The sequence below is a fragment of the Mesorhizobium sp. CA5 genome (assembly GCF_020165105.1).
Classification (GTDB): Bacteria; Pseudomonadota; Alphaproteobacteria; order Rhizobiales; family Rhizobiaceae; genus Mesorhizobium.
This window is the reverse complement of sequence record NZ_JAIUHJ010000009.1, coordinates 23,051-42,911: the sequence shown is the minus strand read 5'-3', so window position 1 is coordinate 42,911 and position 19,861 is coordinate 23,051. Positions and strand designations below refer to the sequence as shown.

At 63.7% G+C, this 19,861-nt stretch carries 18 protein-coding genes; 12 read left to right on the top strand and 6 right to left on the bottom strand.

Going from position 1 to position 19,861, the window contains the following annotated elements:
• Positions 1-260 precede the first annotated feature (260 nt).
• Together LB529_RS13675 and LB529_RS13670 are read left to right on the top strand one after the other, a co-directional pair.
• The gene (locus LB529_RS13675; RefSeq protein ID WP_224711364.1) at positions 261-1,904 is read left to right on the top strand and encodes an ArnT family glycosyltransferase; all 1,644 of its coding nucleotides are present in this window, start codon (positions 261-263) and stop codon (positions 1,902-1,904) included.
• Between the two features lie 42 nt (positions 1,905-1,946).
• Positions 1,947-2,810, top strand: a complete 864-nt coding sequence (locus LB529_RS13670) for a phosphatase PAP2 family protein (protein ID WP_224711363.1) — start codon at positions 1,947-1,949, stop codon at positions 2,808-2,810.
• Between the two features lie 26 nt (positions 2,811-2,836).
• Here the strand turns inward: LB529_RS13670 and LB529_RS13665 are convergent, their stop codons facing one another.
• On the bottom strand, positions 2,837-3,511 hold the full coding sequence (locus tag LB529_RS13665; RefSeq protein ID WP_095765174.1) for an alpha/beta hydrolase: 675 nt from the start codon (positions 3,509-3,511) through the stop codon (positions 2,837-2,839).
• A 267-nt stretch (positions 3,512-3,778) separates the two neighbouring features.
• On the opposite strand from LB529_RS13665, the gene LB529_RS13660 reads away from it, so the two are divergent.
• The 7 genes from LB529_RS13660 to sufA all read left to right on the top strand — a co-directional run bounded on the left by LB529_RS13660 (position 3,779) and on the right by sufA (position 10,988).
• Positions 3,779-4,939 (top strand): cysteine desulfurase family protein, encoded by a 1,161-nt coding sequence (locus tag LB529_RS13660; RefSeq protein ID WP_224711362.1) that lies wholly within the window; start codon positions 3,779-3,781, stop codon positions 4,937-4,939.
• Positions 4,940-5,176: 237 nt separating this feature from the next.
• Positions 5,177-6,694 carry a Fe-S cluster assembly protein SufB gene (gene sufB, locus LB529_RS13655; protein WP_224706602.1) on the top strand — a complete coding sequence of 506 codons (1,518 nt, stop codon included), beginning with the start codon at positions 5,177-5,179 and terminating at the stop codon, positions 6,692-6,694.
• 26 nt (positions 6,695-6,720) lie between these two features.
• Positions 6,721-7,476, top strand: coding sequence for a Fe-S cluster assembly ATPase SufC (gene sufC, locus LB529_RS13650; protein WP_224711361.1), 756 nt, complete (start codon positions 6,721-6,723; stop codon positions 7,474-7,476).
• A 25-nt stretch (positions 7,477-7,501) separates the two neighbouring features.
• Positions 7,502-8,773, top strand: coding sequence for a Fe-S cluster assembly protein SufD (sufD, locus tag LB529_RS13645; protein WP_224706601.1), 1,272 nt, complete (start codon positions 7,502-7,504; stop codon positions 8,771-8,773).
• A 98-nt stretch (positions 8,774-8,871) separates the two neighbouring features.
• Entirely contained in the window at positions 8,872-10,113 is a 1,242-nt protein-coding gene (locus LB529_RS13640; protein WP_224711360.1) for a cysteine desulfurase, read from the top strand.
• Positions 10,114-10,118: 5 nt separating this feature from the next.
• Positions 10,119-10,511: an SUF system Fe-S cluster assembly protein gene (locus LB529_RS13635; RefSeq protein ID WP_140840200.1), complete on the top strand. Its 393-nt coding sequence runs from the start codon at positions 10,119-10,121 to the stop codon at positions 10,509-10,511.
• A 96-nt stretch (positions 10,512-10,607) separates the two neighbouring features.
• On the top strand, positions 10,608-10,988 hold the full coding sequence (gene sufA / locus LB529_RS13630) for a Fe-S cluster assembly scaffold SufA (protein ID WP_224602555.1): 381 nt from the start codon (positions 10,608-10,610) through the stop codon (positions 10,986-10,988).
• Positions 10,989-11,008: 20 nt separating this feature from the next.
• Here the strand turns inward: sufA and LB529_RS13625 are convergent, their stop codons facing one another.
• Together LB529_RS13625 and LB529_RS13620 are read right to left on the bottom strand one after the other, a co-directional pair.
• Positions 11,009-11,467: a RidA family protein gene (locus LB529_RS13625; protein WP_140647786.1), complete on the bottom strand. Its 459-nt coding sequence runs from the start codon at positions 11,465-11,467 to the stop codon at positions 11,009-11,011.
• A 78-nt stretch (positions 11,468-11,545) separates the two neighbouring features.
• Positions 11,546-12,043, bottom strand: coding sequence for a GFA family protein (locus LB529_RS13620; RefSeq protein WP_224711359.1), 498 nt, complete (start codon positions 12,041-12,043; stop codon positions 11,546-11,548).
• 89 nt (positions 12,044-12,132) lie between these two features.
• Here LB529_RS13620 and LB529_RS13615 point away from each other — a divergent pair, with 89 nt between their 5' ends.
• Positions 12,133-12,456, top strand: a complete 324-nt coding sequence (locus LB529_RS13615) for a TfoX/Sxy family protein (RefSeq protein WP_224711358.1) — start codon at positions 12,133-12,135, stop codon at positions 12,454-12,456.
• Between the two features lie 82 nt (positions 12,457-12,538).
• Here LB529_RS13615 and LB529_RS13610 read toward each other — a convergent pair whose 3' ends face one another.
• A complete protein-coding gene (locus LB529_RS13610; RefSeq protein ID WP_224711357.1) occupies positions 12,539-13,456 on the bottom strand; it encodes a pseudouridine-5'-phosphate glycosidase in 918 nt (305 codons plus the stop codon).
• A 42-nt stretch (positions 13,457-13,498) separates the two neighbouring features.
• Positions 13,499-14,437, bottom strand: a complete 939-nt coding sequence (locus LB529_RS13605) for a carbohydrate kinase family protein (protein WP_224711356.1) — start codon at positions 14,435-14,437, stop codon at positions 13,499-13,501.
• A gap of 282 nt (positions 14,438-14,719) precedes the next feature.
• Here LB529_RS13605 and recA point away from each other — a divergent pair, with 282 nt between their 5' ends.
• Both recA and alaS read left to right on the top strand, forming a co-directional pair.
• Positions 14,720-15,817: a recombinase RecA gene (recA, locus tag LB529_RS13600; RefSeq protein WP_095765184.1), complete on the top strand. Its 1,098-nt coding sequence runs from the start codon at positions 14,720-14,722 to the stop codon at positions 15,815-15,817.
• A 426-nt stretch (positions 15,818-16,243) separates the two neighbouring features.
• Positions 16,244-18,913 (top strand): alanine--tRNA ligase, encoded by a 2,670-nt coding sequence (gene alaS / locus LB529_RS13595; RefSeq protein ID WP_224711355.1) that lies wholly within the window; start codon positions 16,244-16,246, stop codon positions 18,911-18,913.
• Between the two features lie 277 nt (positions 18,914-19,190).
• Here alaS and LB529_RS13590 read toward each other — a convergent pair whose 3' ends face one another.
• On the bottom strand, positions 19,191-19,817 hold the full coding sequence (locus LB529_RS13590) for a glutathione S-transferase family protein (RefSeq protein ID WP_224711354.1): 627 nt from the start codon (positions 19,815-19,817) through the stop codon (positions 19,191-19,193).
• Between the last annotated feature and the right edge of the window lie 44 nt (positions 19,818-19,861).

Here is a 19,861-nt window from a genome sequence, read left to right as displayed (position 1 = left end):
GGCCATGCTTGATATGAAGGCGCGCGTTTAGCATCCAAGCGCGATCAGCAAAAGTGGTTTCCGGTTTTGCGTCCGATCGCGCTTCAACCAACAAACACGCGATCAGCAAAAGTGGTTTCCGGTTTTGCTTGGAATCGCATACGGCGCGGCGCGTCCTTGCTTCGCCCTTTTTGCTGGCGTAATGAGGCGCCGCGCAAAGACACGGCGCCATGCACCGCGACGGGGCCATCCCGCAGTTTCAGATCGGAAAAGCTCCCGCGATGAACAGGAACTCCCTCTTCCTCTTTCTGTTCAGCATCGTCATGACCGTCAGCGGGCTGGCAAGCCTGCCGCCGGTCGACCGCGATGAATCCCGTTTCGTCCAGTCGACCAAGCAGATGGTCGAGACCGGCGACTATGTCGATATCCGCCTGCAGGATGTCACGCGCTACAAGAAGCCGATCGGCATCTACTGGCTGCAGTCAGCCGCCGTGGCGTTGAGCGGCGAGGGGGCCGCGGCGCCGATCTGGGTCTATCGCCTGGTCTCGATGCTGGGCATCGCGCTCGCTGTCGTCGGCATCGGCTGGACCGGGACAAAACTCTTCGGCGCCAATGCCGGGCTGGCCGCCGGCCTAATGATGGCGGCGATCTTCGCCACCGCCTTCGAAGGGCGCGACGCCAAGACCGATGCCATGCTTCTCGCCTGCTGCGTGATGGCGCAAGGCGCGCTGGCGCAGGTGTATTGGGCAGCCAAGCGCAACGAACCGGTTCCCGGGCATCTGCCGTGGATTTTCTGGATCGCGCAAGGCTTCGGTATCCTCATCAAGGGCCCGGTTTCACCGCTTTTGTCGCTGCTGACCGCCGCTGCCCTCTTTGCCTTCGACCGCGACTGGCGCTGGCTCCTCAAGATGAAGCTGGTGCGCGGCGTCCTGATCGTGCTGGCGATCGTGCTCCCGTGGCTTATCCTCATCACCTGGAAGAGCGGCGGGGCCTTCTTCCAGGAAGCGGTCGGCAAGGACATGCTGAACAAGGTGGCGCAGGGCGAGGAATCGCACGGCCTGCCGCCCGGCTTCTACATGCTGACTTATTCGCTGTTCATGTGGCCCTTCGGGCTGATCGCGGTCGGCGCCGGGCTCCAGGCTATCAACCGGTTTTGGGACGATCCGCGCCTGCGCTTCTGCCTGGCCTGGTACATCCCGTTCTGGCTGGTCTTCGAGGCGATCCCGACCAAGCTGCCGCATTATGTCATGCCGGCCTATCCGGGCATGGCGCTTCTGGTCGGCTGGCTGCTCACCTTGCCGGCGGACAAGGCCAACGCGCCGCTGAAGTGCTGGCAGACATGGCTGTGGTGGGCGACAGCCTTCGGCCTTGCCGTGGTGGCGATCGGCCTTGCCGTGGTCTGCGTCGGCGCGCCGCTTTACCTCGCCAAGACCTTCTCCTGGTGGAGCATACCGGCGGCGATCGCCGCTCTGGTCACCGGCTATCTTGCCTTCCCCAGGCAGTTGCAGGTGCCGCTGCCGCGCATCGCGGCCATCGCGGTCGGCGCCGGCATCACCTTCAGCCTGCTGTTCGGCGTGATCGCGCCGTCGCTGAAACCGATCTGGCTGAGCCCCGCCGTCAAGGCCGCCGTCGACGCCAACCGCCCTTGCGACACCACGGTGCTTGCCTCGGCGAAGTTCCAGGAGCCAAGCCTGGTCTTCCTGGTCGGCACCAAGACCGTGCTGACCGACATCGAGGGCGTGGGGCAACATCTGCTCGCCGATCCATCCTGCGCGCTCGGGCTGGCGCCGATCAAGGACGAGCAGAAGCTTACCGACGTGCTGGCCGCTCAGGGCAAGTCGGCAAAGCGGCTGACCGAGATCGACGGCATCAACTATTCGTCGGGAGACAAGCTGTCGCTCGGGCTTTACCGGGTGGCGCCGTGATGAATAGCGTCGGGCATCGAATGTCCCTATAAGCGCCCAGCCATGTCCGCCGCGCCGCCCCTTGCCCTCTACCGCCGCTCGCTCGGCAATTTCCGCGACACGATGTCGATCGTGAGGCGACGCTTTGCCGTGCGTCCGGCGCGCTATCCGAGAATTCTGTGGAGCGTCTGGCTCATGGCCTGGGCGCTGCTCACCGTGGCGATCTTCCTGCGCCTCGACGCCGGAGCGGGCGAGATGCGCGGCGAATGGTCCTCCGGCTTTGCGCGCTTCACCGATTTCTTCACGCAATTCGGCCTCGGCGGCTGGTATCTCATTCCAGCGGCACTCTGCCTCGTCGCCGCCAATCTGACGGATTGGCGCGGCCTGTCCCGGCATGGCCGGATGATCGTCTACAACTGGACGTGTTTCGCGTTCCTGGTGCTATGCGCCGTCGGCCTTTCCGGTCTTGCGGTCAACGTGCTGAAATACGGAATCGGCCGCGCCAGGCCGCTTTATTTCGACAGCTTTGGCGTCCTGTCGCTGCATCCTTTCGCCATGGACGCGCGCTTTGCCGGTTTCCCGTCCGGCCATGCCACGACGATGGGCGCCGTCTTCGGCATCCTGCTGCTGTTGTTCCCGCGGCGCTGGTATATCGCGCTGGCGGTCACGGCCTGCATCGCTTCGACACGCATCTTCGTCGGCGCGCACTATCCCAGCGACACGGTCGCGGGCTTCGGGCTCGGACTGGCGTTCGCGGTGCTATCGGGGCTGGTGTTTGCCCGGCTCGGCTTCATCTTCGGCCAGACCGGTTCGAAGCTGCCGGTGCGCAAGCGGACGTTCCGGTTGGTACCGTCCCGCGCGCCAAGAGGCAGGGCTTCGACAGCCGATACGGTCGAGGCCGGAGTCGATCAAACCCAGATTCCTTAAGACGCCTGACTGGCGGCCTTCCGCGCTTAGCGCAGCCGCTTCGGCCTCGGATCGGCCAACTCGCCGGCCAGGCGACGGTCGAGATAGTCGGCGCACTCCTGGATCAGCAGCTCGGAATCGTTGGCGAAGAAATGGTTGGCGCCTGGGATCGTCTTCTGCGTGATGGTGATGCCCTTTTGCGTGTGCAGCTTGTCGACCAGGCCCTGCACATCCTTCGGCGGCGCCACCTTGTCGGCATCGCCATGGATGATGAGGCCGGACGACGGACAGGGCGCCAGGAACGAGAAGTCGTAGGTGTTGGGCTGCGGCGCGACCGAAATAAAACCCTCGATCTCGGGCCGGCGCATCAGGAGCTGCATGCCGATCCATGCGCCGAAGGAATAGCCGGCGACCCAGCAGCTCTTCGAATCCGGATGCAGCGACTGCACCCAGTCGAGCGCGGCGGCCGCGTCCGACAATTCGCCGGTGCCATGGTCGAACTCGCCTTGGCTGCGGCCGATGCCGCGGAAATTGAAACGCAGCGTGGTGAAATCGCGCTTCTGGAACATGTAGAAGAGGTCGTAGACGATCTTGTTGTTCATCGTGCCGCCGAATTGCGGGTGCGGATGCAGCACGATGGCGATCGGGGCGCTCTTTTCCTTCGAGGGCTGATAACGTCCCTCCAGGCGACCAGCCGGACCGGCGAAAATGACCTCAGGCATAAAATACTCCACATGGCATATGAATGCGCTCGCCCGGAACTTTCCTGATCCCGACTCACCCGCGGCCCCACATCTTCTGTGGCCTTGACGCCGGGCGAGCGTGTTCCTAGAAGCTAGTTTAGAATTGTTCAAAACTGGGAGGCCGAAACCCGATGGTCCGGCCGCCCGCGCCGCAAGCCGGGTAAATAGGACGGCTTGCCTTGCAATTTCAAGGAAATAACGCGCTATCCTAGCGGGATAGTCGGCGGAAGGACGAACTGAGCGAAAATGGCCGCAATCCGCGCCTATCTCGACTACAACGCCAGCGCGCCGCTCATTGCGGAAGCGCGGGCAGCGATGGTCGCCGCGCTCGATGCCGCCAACCCGTCATCGGTCCACACGGAAGGGCGCGCCTCGCGCCGGCTGGTCGAGGACGCGCGCCGCGACGTGGCGCGGCTGGTCAATGCCAAGCCTGAACATATTGTCTTCACCTCCGGCGCCACCGAAGCCGCCTCGACGCTGCTTACGCCCGACTGGCAGATGGGACGCGGATCGATCCGCATGAGCCATCTCTTCGTCTCCGAAGCCGACCATCCCTGCATACTGAATGGTGGACGCTTCGCGGCGGCGCAGGTGACGAAGATCGGCGTCGATCGGCACGGCATTGCCGATCTCGAGGCGCTGGCCGCCGCGCTCGCCGCGCATGACAAGGCCATTGGTCTGCCGCTGGTGGCGATCCACGCCGCCAACAACGAGACCGGCGTTATCCAGCCGATCGGGCGCATCGGCGAGATCGTCAAGGCCGCCGGCGGGGTGCTGGTCGTCGACGCCGTGCAGGCTGCCGGGCGGATTCCGCTCGATATGTCAATTCCTTATGCCGATTATCTGATCCTGTCCTCGCACAAGATCGGCGGCCCGAAGGGCGTCGGCGCGATCGTGGCCGCATCCGACCTGATGATGCCGCGCCCGCTGATCAATGGCGGCGGCCAGGAGAAGAGCCACCGCGCCGGCACGGAAAACGTCGCCGGGATCGCCGGTTTCGGCGCTGCGGCGCGTGCCGCGCTGGCCAGTCTCGCCGACATGGACGCCATCGCGAGCCGGCGCGACGAGGTCGAGGCGATCGTGCGCGACCTCGCGCCAGACGCGGAAATTTTCGGAAATGGCGCTCCCAGGCTTGCCAACACGACATTCTTCGCTATTCCCGGCGTCAAGGCCGAAACGGCGCAGATCGCTTTCGATCTCGCCGGCGTCGCGCTGTCGGCGGGTTCAGCCTGCTCGTCGGGGAAGGTCGGGCCAAGCCATGTGCTGAAGGCGATGGGGCATGGCGACAGCCTGGGCGCCTTGCGCGTCTCGATCGGCCGTGCGACCGGCGCCGACGATATCGCGGCGTTTCGGGCGGCACTGGCCGGCATCGTCGCCCGCCGCGCGGGCAAGGAAGAAGCCGCCTGACGGCGGAGCATCGGAGCGAGAAACGCCTTGCGGTTCTCGGATTTCCGCTGCCTGAACAAGAATTCAGGCTTTAGGGCCTGGTAGAGCCGTGCGTTTTGTCCTGGCCGGGTGAATTTCCGGCGGACACGCACTATATGAAACTTACTCCGCCGCGAGTCCCTCCCTGGGACGCGATTTCGGCGGTGCCATAGTTTGAAAACTGCCGGGCCTTGACCCCGGCGTGGATGGAGAACGCTTATGCCTGCTGTGCAGGAGACGATCGATCGGGTTCGAAAGATCGACGTCGACCAGTATAAATATGGATTCCAGACAGAGATCGAGATGGACAAGGCCCCCAAGGGCCTGAGCGAAGACATCATTCGCTTCATCTCGGCAAAGAAGGATGAGCCGGACTGGATGCTGGAATGGCGTCTGGGAGCCTATCGCCGCTGGCTGACGCTGGAAGAGCCGACTTGGGCGCGCGTCCACTATCCGAAGATCGATTTCCAGGACATCCACTACTACGCCGCGCCGAAGAGCACGCCGGGGCCGAAGTCGCTGAGCGAGGTCGACCCCGAATTGCTCAAGGTCTACGAGAAGCTCGGCATTCCGCTCAAGGAGCAGGAAATCCTGGCCGGCGTGCAGAAGACCGCGGTCACGGACGAGGACGAGATCGGCGACAACGTTTACAAGTCCGGCCGCGTCGCGGTCGATGCCGTGTTCGATTCCGTTTCGGTGGTCACCACCTTCAAGAAGGAACTGGCGCAGGCGGGCGTCATCTTCTGCTCGATCTCGGAAGCGATCCGCGAGCATCCGGAGCTGGTGAAAAAATATCTCGGCTCGGTCGTGCCGACCTCCGATAATTTCTACGCGACGCTGAATTCGGCAGTGTTTACCGACGGCTCGTTCGTCTTCGTGCCCAAGGGCGTTCGCTGTCCGATGGAACTGTCGACCTATTTCCGCATCAACGAGAAGAACACCGGCCAGTTCGAGCGCACGCTGATCATCGCCGAGGAGGGGGCTTACGTCTCGTATCTCGAGGGCTGCACGGCGCCGCAGCGCGACGAGAACCAGCTGCACGCCGCGGTGGTCGAGCTGATCGCGCTCGACGATGCCGAGATCAAATATTCTACGGTGCAGAATTGGTACCCCGGCGACGCCGAGGGCAAGGGCGGCATCTACAATTTCGTCACCAAGCGCGGCGACTGCCGCGGCGACCGCTCGAAGATCTCGTGGACGCAGGTCGAGACCGGTTCGGCGATCACCTGGAAATATCCGAGCTGCATCCTGCGCGGCGACGATTCCAGCGGCGAATTCTATTCGATCGCGGTGTCGAACGGTTATCAGCAGGTCGATAGCGGCACCAAGATGATCCATCTCGGCAAGAACACGTCGAGCCGCATCATCTCCAAGGGCATCGCCGCCGGCTTCTCGCAGAATACCTATCGCGGCCAGGTCTCGGCGCATCGCAAGGCGACCAACGCGCGCAACTTCACCAATTGCGATTCGCTGCTGATCGGCGACCAGTGCGGCGCGCACACCGTGCCTTACATGGAAGCCAAGAATTCGACGGCGCAGTTCGAGCACGAGGCGACGACCTCGAAGATCTCCGAGGACCAGAAGTTCTACGTCATGCAGCGCGGCATCCCCGAGGAAGAGGCGATCGCGCTGATCGTCAACGGCTTCGTCAAGGACGTCATCCAGCAGCTGCCGATGGAGTTCGCCGTCGAGGCGCAGAAGCTGATCGGCATCAGCCTCGAGGGTTCGGTCGGCTGACCGCAAAAGACATTCAGGAAGAAATCATGCTTGAGATCAAGAATTTGCATGCCCGCATCGTCGACGACGGCACCGAGATCATCCGCGGGCTGAACCTGACGGTGAAAGCCGGCGAGGTCGCCGCCATCATGGGGCCGAACGGTTCGGGCAAGTCGACGCTGTCCTATATCCTCGCCGGCCGCGAGGACTATGAGGTGACGGAAGGCGACATCCTCTATAACGGCCAGTCGATCCTCGAAATGGACCCGGCCGAGCGTGCCACCGCCGGCATCTTCCTCGCCTTCCAGTATCCGATGGAGATACCGGGCGTGGCGACCATGGAATTTCTGAAGGTGGCAATGAACGAGCAGCGCAAGGCGCGCGGCGAGGAGCCGCTGAAGGTTCCGGAGTTCCTGAAGCGGGTGAAGGACGCCGCCGCCTCGCTCAACATGGACATGAACATGCTGAAGCGGCCGCTCAATGTCGGCTTCTCGGGCGGCGAGAAGAAGCGCGCCGAGATCCTGCAAATGAAGCTGCTCGAGCCAAAACTCTGCGTGCTCGACGAGACCGATTCCGGCCTCGACATCGACGCGCTGAAGATCGTCTCGGACGGCGTCAACGCGCTGCGCTCGCCGGACCGGGCCATCGTCGTCATCACCCACTACCAGCGCCTGCTCGAGCACATCGTGCCTGATACGGTGCACGTGCTCTACAGGGGCCAGGTGATCAAGTCGGGCGACAAGTCGCTGGCGCTCGATCTCGAGGCCAATGGCTATGCCGGCGTGATCGGGCAAGCCGCGTGACATGGCAGCGGTCGAGGCAAAAGTCATGAACATGCATGCACAGCCCCAGCGGACCTTGGCCGAGACGGCGCTGATCGACGCCTTCGGCGAGCGGCTGTCGCTGCTGCCCGGCGACGGCGCGGTGATGGTCAAGCGCGACGATGCGATCGAGGCGATCAAGCACGGCCTGCCGACGCGCCGCGTCGAATCCTGGCATTATACGGACCTGCGCCGGCTGCTGACGTCGGTGCCGGCTTTCGAGGCCGGCGCCGTCGTCAAGGCGCTTGCGCCCGTTCTTGAAGGCTCGGCCGTGCTGCCGGTGCTGAACGGCGTCTCGCAGATGAAGCTAACGGAGATCGACGGCGTGACGGTGCAGCGCCTGTCGGAGAAGCTGACCGACGGCAGCGTCGCGCCCGGCCTGGATCCCTATGGCAGCGACGACGCGATCGGCGCGCTGAACACGGCTTTCGTCGCCGACGGCTATTTCGTCGATATTGCCGACGGCGCCGAGCTGGAAAAGCCGGTCGAATTGCAGAACCTGCAGGCCGGCGGCCAGTCGCATGTGCGGCTGCTGGCGCGTGTCGGCGCCGGCGCGAAGGCGATTGTCGTCGAGCGTCAGGCAGGCGAGGGCGACGAGGCGCTCGTCTCTTCGGTCAGCCAGCTCGTGATCGGCGACGGCGCCGAGGTGACCTGGCTCATCGTGCAGGAGCAGCCGGACACGGCCACGCATCTCGCCCAGTTCAAGGCGCATATCGGCAAGGACGCCAAGCTGACGCTGTTCGTCATGAACGCCGGCGGCAGGCTTGTTCGCCAGGAGGTCGTCGTCAGGACGACGGGCGAGGGCGCCGACTTCAAATTGCGCGGCATCAATCTTCTCGCCGGCGACACCCACACCGACGTGACCATGGTGCTCGACCATGCCGTGCCGCACACCACGTCGACCGAAGTGATCCGCAACGTGGTGACCGGCAAGGCGCGCGGCGTCTTCCAGGGCCGCATCAATGTGCATCAATACGCCCAGAAGACCAACGCCAAGATGGCCTGCAACACGCTGCTTCTGTCGGATGACGGCGAGTTCTCGACCAAGCCGGAGCTAGAGATCTTCGCCGACGACGTCGTCTGCGGCCATGGCGCCACCGTGACCGAGATTGACCACAACCATCTGTTCTACCTGATGGCGCGCGGCATCGACGAGAAGTCGGCGCGGGGTCTCCTGGTGAAGGCGTTCGTCGCCGAAGTGATCGAGGAATTGGACGACGAGGCGCTGGTCGAAGCGCTGGAAGCGCGGCTCGACGGCTGGTTTTCGACGCACGGCTAGCGCCTAACCTTCTCCCCTTGTGGGAGAAGTGGCGCGAAGCGCCAAGACGGATGAGGGGTGTTGGAAGGATCGCGGCTTCGGCCGACAAGGACTTCGAGATGGACCAGAAGATCGAAACCACTCCCTATGATGTCGAGGCGATCCGCCGCGACTTCCCGATCCTGTCGCGCCAGATCTATGGCAAGCCGCTGGTCTATCTCGACAACGGCGCCTCGGCGCAGAAGCCGCAGGTGGTGCTCGACACCATCCAGCACGCCTATTCCCAGGAATACGCCAACGTGCATCGCGGCCTGCATTTCCTGTCGAACGCCGCGACCGACGCCTATGAGAATGCGCGCAAGTCGGTGCGGCGGTTTCTCAATGCGCCGAGCACCGATAACATCGTCTTCACCTCCAACACCACATCGGCGATCAACACCGTCGCCTATGGCTGGGGCATGCCGCGGATCGGCGAGGGCGACGAGATCGTGCTGTCGATCATGGAGCATCACTCCAACATCGTGCCCTGGCATTTCATCCGCGAGCGGCAGGGCGCGAAGCTCGTCTGGGTGCCGGTCGACGATCTCGGCGTCTTCCACATCGAGGAATTCGAGAAGCGCCTGAGCAACCGCACCAAGCTGGTCGCCATCACCCATATGTCCAATGCGCTGGGCACGGTGACGCCGATCAAGGAGATCGTGCGCATCGCGCATGCGCGTGGAATTCCTGTCCTCGTCGACGGCAGCCAGAGCGCGGTGCACATGCCGATCGATGTGCAGGACCTCGACTGCGATTTCTTCGTCTTCACCGGCCACAAGGTCTATGGCCCGTCGGGCATCGGCGTGCTCTACGGCAAGAAGGACAGGCTGGAAGAGATGCGGCCTTTCATGGGCGGCGGCGAAATGATCGAGGAAGTGACGGAAGACATCGTCACCTACAACGAGCCGCCGCACCGCTTCGAGGCCGGCACGCCGCCGATCGTCCAGGCGATCGGCCTGGGCGCCGCGCTCGACTATATGGAGAAGGTCGGCCGTGAGCGGATCGCCGCGCACGAGGCGGACCTCAAGGCTTACGCGCATGAGCGGCTGCGGGCGATCAACTCGCTGCGCATCTTCGGCGACGCGCCCGGCAAGGGCGCCATCATCTCGTTCGAATTGCAGGGTATCCATGCGCATGACGTGTCGATGGTGATCGATCGGCAAGGTGTCGCGGTCCGGGCCGGAACGCATTGCGCTCAGCCGCTGTTGAAACGCTTCGGCGTCACCTCCACATGCAGGGCATCGTTCGGCATGTATAATACCAGGGCCGAAGTGGACACTTTGGCCGAGGCGCTGGAAAAGGCGCGAAAGTTCTTCGGGTGACGATGATGGACGACGTGAGCACCACCGCAGAAAAAGCGCCGGAAACGGTCGCCAACGGCATCGTTTCGGCCTCGGCGATCCCCGCCGACGAGCTGGCGCGGCTGACCGACGACATCGTTTCGGCGCTGAAGACCGTCTACGACCCGGAAATTCCGGCCGACATCTATGAGCTCGGCCTCGTCTACAAGATCGACATCGAGGACGACCGGTCAGTCAAGATCGACATGACGCTGACCGCGCCGGGCTGCCCGGTGGCCGGCGAGATGCCGGGTTGGGTCGAGAACGCCGTCGGCGCCGTCGAGGGCGTGTCCGGTGTCGAGGTCGCCATGGTGTTCGATCCGCCATGGACGCCCGACCGCATGTCGGAAGAAGCGCAGGTCGCGGTCGGGTGGTATTGAGGCCGATGGCCTTGCGCCAGTCGTAAAACTTCACCATTTTAGGTGAGAATCATTCGGCAGGCCTTGAACCTGCATGGAATGGAGAAGGAAAAAAATATGGGACGCTTCGCCGTCATCACCATGACCGACAAGGCCGCCGACCGCGTGCGCGAGATCGTGGCTGCGCGCGATAGCGCGCATGGCATCCGGCTCGGCATCAAGAAAGGCGGTTGCGCCGGCATGGAGTACACGGTCGACCTTGTGACCGAGCCGAATCCCAAGGACGACCATATCGAACGCGACGGCGCGCATGTCTATGTCGCGCCGGAAGCCGCGCTCTTCCTGTTCGGCACCGAGATGGATTTCGAGCAGACCACGCTGCGCACCGGTTTCACCTTCAAGAATCCGAACCAGAGCTCGGCCTGCGGCTGCGGCGAATCCGTCGAGCTGAAGCCTGCCGACCTCAAGGCGCTTGCCGAGGCACGCGCCTCGGCCTGATCAGGCGCCAACGCTTCCGCTCAGTCCGGCAGCGCGGCGATGACAACAAGCTCGACGACGAGGTCAGGCTGCGCCAGGGCGGCGACACCGATCACTTCCGATGGCGGCGGGTTGTTGTAGCTGCAGTGTTTCGGGCAATGTTCGGCAAAGAATTCGTCCAGCACGTCCAGGCGGAAGTTTGGTGAGCTGAGGACGCCGCCGGACGGAAAAGGCCCTTTGACGTAGAACGTCACCTTGACCAGATGGTCGAGTGAGCTGCCAAGTTCCTCCAGGTCCGACTTGATGTTGGCTAGGATTTCGCGCCACTGCGTTGCCGCGTCGCCGACAGCGCCGCCCTGGTGCTTCGATGGATCGTAGTCGTCGATGGTGGCGGTGTTGCCGGACAGAAAAACATATCCCTTGGCGTCCGAGACAACCGTGCCCTTGCCCCAAGGCATCAAACGATCGCCTTTGAATTTCTTGTGCGTCGTGAGGTTCATTTCTGCCTCCTGTCGCCAAATGGTTGTCTTGATGCAATTCCGGGCGGAAAACTGCTGCGCAGCTTTGCTGGAATTGCCCTAATCAACCCACATGCCGGTTCGCTTGTGCCAGTCGGCGATCGATTCCTCCGGATAGACGTCGAATGCCTTGTCGTTCTTGCCGACGACCGGCTCGACCCAGTTCGCCTTGTATTTCAGCATCAGATGCACTTTCTCCGGCGGTTTCGGCAGGTCGGTGTCGATCGCCGAAGCGAAGGGGTGAACGAGGTTCGGCCACGTCGGGTCGTAGAGCCAGAGTGCTGCGCCGCATTTCCGGCAGAAATTGCGCTCGCCGGTCGAGACCTCGCAATGCGGATGCTCGTCATCCTCGATTTCGGCGCGATAGACGCCGAGGCTGCGCTTGCCCCTTATATCAAGCGTCTCGTAGTCGGCGCCGAGATTGATGGCGAAGCCGCCGCCGCCCTGCTGCTTGCGGCAGATCGAGCAGTAGCAGAGCATGAACGGCACGGGCGTGTGGCTCTCCACCTCGAAGCGGACGGCGCCGCAGCGGCAGGAGCCTTTGAGCAGGACAGGCATGGCGGGAACTCCGTTTCCAGGTTTCAACCTGTCAGCATGCTTTTGGTTGCGGCGATGACAAGGCCGGAGACCGATGAGATGATCGCGGCATGGATAATGCGCGTCTTGAAGAACTGTTCGAAAGCCTTGGACCGATCGCCATCCGAAAACTGTTCGGCGGCAAGGGCATCTATTGCGACGGCGTCATTGTCGCGGTCGTCGTGCGTGGCGAGCTGATGCTCAAGGCGGATGAGGAAACCGTCCCCGATTTCGAGGCCGCGGGCTGCCGCCAGTGGACCTATACCGGCTCGCGCCACGGCAAGGAGGTGGCGATGCCCTATTGGAGCGTGCCGGACGATGCCTTCGACGATCCCGATGAAATGGCGGTGTGGGCGCGGCGGGCTTATGAAGCGGGACGAAGGGCGGGGAAGTGAAAGTTAGAAATGGTGGCGGCACAGAGGGGGTGTGAAGGAACTCGGCCATTGCAGTTGGCCGAGCTGCCGCAACCTGAACGCTCTACAACGCCTTGGCGATCTCCGCCGCCAGCCGCGCATTGTTCTCGACCAGCGCGATGTTGGTCTTGAGGCTGCGGCCGCCGGTCAGCTCAAGGATTTTCGACAAAAGGAACGGCGTCACCGCCTTGCCGGTGACGTTGAGCGCCTCGGCCGCCTTTTGCGCGGCCTGGATGTAGCCGTCCATCTCGGCGGCCGGGATTTCGTCATTCTGCGGCACCGGGTTGGCGACGAGGATGCCGCCGCCCAGGCCCAGCGCTTGGCGCGTTCGGTAGAAATGCGCGATGTCTTCCGGCGCATGAAGGGTCAGCGGTGCGCGGAAGGGCGACTGCCTCGACCAGAAGGCGGGCATCGTCTCGCAGCCATGGCCGATAACCGGTACGCCGCGCGTTTCCAGCACTTCCAGCGTCTTTTCGATGTCGAGAATCGCCTTGGCGCCGGCCGAGACGACGATGACCGGCGTGCGCGCCAGTTCGTCGAGGTCGGCCGAGATATCGAAGCTTTTCTCAGCGCCCTTGTGGACGCCGCCAATGCCGCCGGTGGCGAACACTTTTATGCCGGCCATATGCGCGGCGATCATGGTCGCCGCAACCGTGGTGCCGCCGGTGCGCGTTTGAGCGACCGCGAAGCCGAGATCGGCGCGCGACAGCTTCATGGCGTCGCCCGTCATGGCAAGCGATTCGCGCTCGCCGTCGGAGAGGCCGATCTTGATGCGGCCCTCGACCACGGCGATCGTCGCCGGTACCGCGCCGCAGTCGATGATGATCTGCTCGACCTTGGCCGCCATGGCGCCATTGTCGGGGTAGGGCATGCCGTGGGTGATGATGGTGCTTTCCAGCGCCACCACGGGCCGGCCGGCGGCAAGCGCCTCGGACACCGGCGGATGGATATCGACGAAGGGGCGGGCGGTGTCAGGCGTCATGGCTGTCTCCGATCCGAAGGGATTGCTTCGGCAGTGGTGGCCCTATGCCACTTCCCGCGGCTCCGGCACAAGGGCAAGCGTCTGCGTGAAGGTGGCGATCGTGAAGGACGGCACGGCCTGCGGGCTCTCTATGGCGAGCATCGCCGCGGCAAGGCCTTCGCGTAGTGCTGCACGCAGCGGCAGGCCGCGCAGCAAGGCGGCGACGGTTGCGCCGGTCAAGGCGTCGCCGGCGCCGGTCACGTCGGCCACCTTGCGCGGCGCGGGCGGGTCGATCTCGAAGATGCCGGTATCGTCGAAGCCCAGCACCGGAGCGCTGCCGGACGTGACCACGCCGGCATTCAGGCCAACCCGCCTGAGCGCGTCGACAAGGGTCTTGCCGTATGGCTCGGCGCCGACCAGCGCGGCGGCCTCGCGAAGGTTCATGAAGAGCAGCGACAGATCGTCGAGCAGCGGCGCCAGGCGAACGACCTTGGCCGGCGAGACGGCGATGGCGAAGACCGGCCGGTCGCCGGCCAACGCCACCAGGCGCTCCAGCGCCGCCGTCGGCAGGTTGGCGTCGCACAGGATGGCGTCGGCGGCGGCGATCGCCTCGCGCACCTTGGCGCGCCTTATTTGTTTGGGGAAGGCTAGGTCGTAGAGCGCCATGTCGGCCAGCCCGACGATCAACTCGCCTTCGGCATCGATCAGCGCCGTGTAGCTCGGCGTCGTGCGGTCGAGGAACACCACCGAAAGGTCGGTTATCCCGGCGTTGTCGATCGCCGAGGCGACTGTGTCCGCCGCAGCGTCACCGCCACGCACCGAGATCAGCGAGGCCGACACGCCGCGCTTCACCACGCTGCGCAGCGCGTTGAAAACCACGCCGCCGACGTCTTCGCGCATGATGCCGGGATTCGAAGCCGCGGGCACATAGACGCCCGAGACCTGGCCGCGCCGGTCGATATGGGCGCCGCCAAGCGCCAGGATTGTTGGGGATGTCGGCATTTCGGGTCGATGACTTTCGTTGATCGTGCGGCCGCGCACACTAGGTTTCTGCGCGTCGCCCTGCAATCGGGGTCGCGATTCGGACGGCTGGGTATCGAAATCTCTTCTGGACCCGTGGTTGCACTCCGCACCAGCCCTGGTGAGACAAAAATAGAACAAATCCAGATATTGATTATTTTTCAGATATTTGTTGCCCCTTGCCAAATGAGAACAAAAAAGGTACAAAACAAGCAGGGATCACGGATTGTCCGGCCTTCATTGACGACCAAGGGGTGATGTATCATGGCTCAGAATTCTTTGCGGCTTGTAGAGGATAAGGCAGTGGACAAATCAAAGGCTCTGGACGCGGCGCTGTCGCAAATCGAGCGCGCGTTCGGCAAGGGCTCGATCATGCGGCTCGGCGCCAACGAGCAGGTGGTCGAGATCGAAACCGTGCCGACCGGCTCGCTCGGCCTCGACATCGCGCTCGGCGTCGGCGGCCTGCCGCGCGGCCGCATCATCGAGATCTACGGGCCGGAAAGCTCGGGCAAGACGACGCTGGCGCTGCACACGGTGGCGGAAGCCCAGAAGAAGGGCGGTATCTGCGCCTTCGTCGATGCCGAGCACGCGCTCGATCCGGTCTATGCCCGCAAGCTTGGCGTCGACCTCGAGAACCTTTTGATCTCGCAGCCCGACACCGGCGAGCAGGCGCTGGAGATCTGCGACACGCTGGTGCGTTCGGGCGCCATCGACGTGCTGGTCGTCGACTCGGTGGCGGCACTGACGCCGCGCGCTGAAATCGAAGGCGAGATGGGCGATTCGCTGCCCGGTCTTCAGGCTCGCCTGATGAGCCAGGCGCTGCGCAAGCTGACCGCCTCGATCTCGCGTTCCAACACCATGGTCATCTTCATCAACCAGATCCGCATGAAGATCGGCGTCATGTTCGGCTCGCCCGAGACGACCACCGGCGGCAACGCGCTGAAATTCTACGCCTCGGTGCGCCTCGACATCCGCCGCATCGGCTCGGTCAAGGACCGTGACGAGGTCGTCGGCAACCAGACCCGCGTCAAGGTGGTAAAGAACAAGCTGGCCCCGCCCTTCAAGGTGGTCGAGTTCGACATCATGTATGGCGAGGGCGTGTCGAAGACAGGCGAGCTGATCGATCTCGGCGTCAAGGCCGGCGTCATCGAGAAGTCGGGCGCCTGGTTCTCCTACAATTCCCAGCGCCTCGGCCAGGGTCGCGAGAACGCAAAACTGTTCCTGCGCGACAATCCCGACACGGCGCGTGAGGTCGAGCTTGCGTTGCGCCAGAATGCCGGGCTGATCGCCGAGAAATTCCTCGAGAATGGCGGCTCCGAAGGCGGCGACGACGGTTTCGAGGACGAGGCCGGCGCCTTGTAAAGGGCGTGCCCCGGGGATTTTGGGGTCCGCGTGGTCCGAGGGCGCCCGAGAGCAGTTGGTTTGCTTAGCCGGAGTTCGGCCACAATCCTGGTTTATCGGCTTGTGCTTATGTAATTGAGTTCTTGAGTACTGCGTACCCGAACCGCCGGCCTTCGCGCCGGCGGTTTTGCGTTTTGCGGGCGATGTTGAGCCGCCGCTCGTCGGCCGATTGGCCGCACTGCAATGAATTCAGGCAATGCGCTTTGGTCCATGCTTGTGCCTGTCGTTTTCCCAAAACCGCTTGCGCGGTTTTGAGCGACACGCCTGTTTTGCGTGTTTCTGGACAGGCACAAGAGCTATCGCTAAAAGGCCAATCTATCTTCTGAAACACCAAAGCCCATTTGCCGCCGGCCGGGCCGGCGGTTCTTGCGAAAAAGGCAGTATGCAATGAGTGGCGTGAACGACATCCGGTCGACATTCCTCGACTACTTCCGCAAGGAGGGCCACGAGATCGTCGCCTCCAGCCCGCTGGTGCCGCGCAACGATCCGACGCTGATGTTCACCAACGCCGGCATGGTGCAGTTCAAGAACGTCTTCACCGGCCTGGAGAAGCGTCCCTATACACGGGCCTCTACGGCGCAAAAAAGCGTGCGCGCCGGCGGCAAGCATAACGACCTCGACAATGTCGGCTACACCGCGCGCCATCTGACCTTCTTCGAGATGCTCGGCAATTTCTCGTTCGGCGACTATTTCAAGGAGCGCGCGATCGAGCTTGCGTGGAACCTGATCACCAAGGGTTTCGGCCTCAAGAAGGACAAGCTGCTCGTCACCGTCTATCACACCGACGACGAGGCGGCGGCTTACTGGAAGAAGATCGCCGGCTTCTCGGACGATCGCATCATCCGCATCCCGACCTCGGACAATTTCTGGGCAATGGGCGATACCGGCCCCTGCGGCCCGTGCTCGGAAATCTTCATCGATCGCGGCGAGCACATTTGGGGCGGACCGCCCGGCAGCCCGGAAGAGGATGGCGACCGGTTCCTGGAATTCTGGAACCTGGTGTTCATGCAATACGAGCAGGTGACCAAGGAAGAGCGCATCGACCTGCCGCGTCCCTCGATCGACACCGGCATGGGCCTGGAGCGCATGGCCTCTATCCTGCAGGGCGTCGAAAGCGTCTTCGAGACCGACCTGTTCAAGCATCTGATCGACGCCGCGTCCTCCGCGCTCGGGCAGGGGCCAAGCCAGGAGAACGTAGCGTCGTACCGCGTCATCGCCGATCATCTGCGCTCAACCTCGTTCCTGGTGGCCGACGGGGTTCTGCCGTCCAATGAGGGGCGCGGCTATGTGCTGCGCCGCATCATGCGCCGCGCCATGCGCCATGCGCAGCTGCTGGGCGCCAAGGAGCCGCTGATGTGGCAGCTGGTGCCGGCCCTGGTGCGCGAGATGGGCCAGGCCTATCCCGAGCTCGTGCGCGGCGAGGCGCTGATCACCGAAACCTTGAAGCTTGAGGAAACACGCTTCCGCAAGACACTGGTGCGCGGCCTCGGCCTGCTTTCGGACGCGACCGAGACGCTGCACGCCGGCGACATGCTGGATGGCGAGACGGCCTTCAAGCTCTACGATACCTATGGCTTCCCGCTCGATCTGACGCAGGATGCGCTGCGCCAGCGCAGCATCTCGGTCGATATCGCCGGCTTCACCGACGCGATGGAGCGGCAGAAGGCCGAGGCGCGCGCGCATTGGGCTGGCTCGGGCGAAGCCGCGACCGAGACGGTGTGGTTTTCCGTGCGCGAAAAGACCGGCGCGACCGAATTCCTCGGCTATGAGACCGAGCAGGCGGAAGGCATTGTCCAGGCCCTGGTCAAGGACGGCAAGACCATCGACAGCGCGAGCCAGGGCGATGCGGTCGCCGTGGTCGTCAACCAGACGCCGTTCTACGGCGAATCCGGTGGCCAGATGGGCGACACCGGGGTGATTTCCGGCGAGGGTTTTTCAATCGAGATCTCCGACACGCAGAAGAAGGCCGATGGTTTGTTCGTGCATCTCGGCAAGGTGGCCAAAGGCACGGTCAAGACAGGTGATGCCGTGGAGCTGAAGGTCGATCATGCCCGCCGCTCGAGGCTGCGCGCCAACCACTCCGCGACGCATCTCATCCACGAGGCGCTGCGCGAGGTGCTGGGCACCCATGTCGCGCAGAAGGGCTCGCTGGTTGCGCCCGAAAGGCTGCGCTTCGACATCTCGCACAACAAGCCGATCTCGGCCGACGAGCTCGAAGAGGTCGAGCGCATGGCCAACGAGATCGTCGTGCAGAACAGCCCGGTGACGACGCGGCTGATGTCGGTCGACGACGCGATCGCCGAGGGCGCCATGGCACTGTTCGGCGAGAAATACGGCGACGAGGTGCGTGTCGTGTCGATGGGCACCGGCCTGCATGGCGTCAAGGCAAACCGGCCTTATTCCGTCGAGCTTTGCGGCGGCACGCATGTGAAATCGACCGGCGATATCGGCCTAGTGCGCATCCTGTCGGATAGCGCGGTGGCGGCCGGCGTGCGCCGCATCGAGGCGCTGACCGGCGAGGCGGCGCGCAGGCATCTGGACGAGCAGGACAGGCGGCTGAAAGCCGCGGCGGCGACCTTGAAGATCGCGCCGGCCGATGTGCCGGCTCGCGTCGAAACATTGCTTGAAGAACGCAAGAAGCTTGAGAAGGAATTGAGCGAAGCGCGCAAGAAGCTGGCGCTGGGCAGCGGTTCGGCCGTTGCCGATGCTCCGGCCGCCAACGAGACGGTCGCCGGCGTCGGCTTTCTCGGCAAGGCGGTCAGCGGGGTCGCGCCGAAGGACCTGAAGCCGCTGGCGGACGCCGGCAAGAAGACGCTCGGCTCCGGCGTGGTCGTCTTTGTCGGCGCCGGCGAGGACAACAAGGCGAGCGTGGTCGTCGGCGTCACCGACGATTTGACCGGCCGCTTCAGCGCCGTCGATCTCGTGCGCGTCGCGTCCGCCGCGCTTGGCGGTCAAGGCGGCGGCGGCCGGCCCGACATGGCGCAGGCCGGCGGCCCCGACGCGTCCAAGGCCAATGATGCCATTGCGGCGGTGAAGGCGGCGCTGGAAGCGGCTTAAGGGAGCGAGACCGGCCCAGTTCGAGCCGACTCCAGTCTGCCAAAGGCGGCGCTGCCCCTCATCTGCCTGCCGGCATCTTCTCCCCGTTGAACGGGGAGAAGGGCGCTGTCACATAGGCTTTCGCCAATCACCAACGGGCAGGAAAAGCGCCGGCGTCGCGACCAGCTTCTTTCTCCCCGTTTACGGGGAGAAATGCCCGGCAGGGCAATGAGGGGCGGCGCCAGCGCCAATAATTATCATCTACGAGGCCATCGCACGCCGAGATGACGAACGCCAGTCAACCGACCTTCTCAGTCCGCGCAAAGCTCGGACGAGCGGCGATGCGCTGATACCAATCGCGCATATCCGCAAACCGCGCCAACAAATCGCGTCCTTCCGCGACCTTTACGAAATAAGCGATGATCGGTGCCGCGTGCAGGTCGGCCAGTGTCAGCTGGTCGCCTAGCAGCCAAGGCCCTTTTGCCTTCAGCGATGTCAAAACCTTGACCACCGTCTCAGCTTGGCGGAACCCGCTGGCAATCAGCGCCTCATCCGGTGCCGCTTTCTCCAGCCGCTCCACCGCAACATCCCAGACCATGGCGTGATAGCCATAGGCGTCGAGCATGCCGGTGATCTGGCCCATCCTGGCGCGGCCACGCGCATCCGCCGGCTGTAGCGCTGGACTGTCGAAGGCTTCATCGACATAGCGCGTGATCGCACCGGTCTCGAACAGTCGAAAACCGTCGTGCTCGAAGGCCGGGATGCGGCCGAAAGGGTGGTGTTCCAGATACCAGGCCGGGATGCCTTCGGCGGCGAAGATGTCGAGGGGCACCAGCTCGTAGTTGACGCCTTTCTCCTCCAGCGCCATGCGTGCGATGCGCACATAAACGCTGTAGTCAGCGCCGTAGAGAGTTGGCTTGGCCATCGATCAGCGCTCCCCTCCGCTCGTCGGAGTACCAAAAAAGAAGG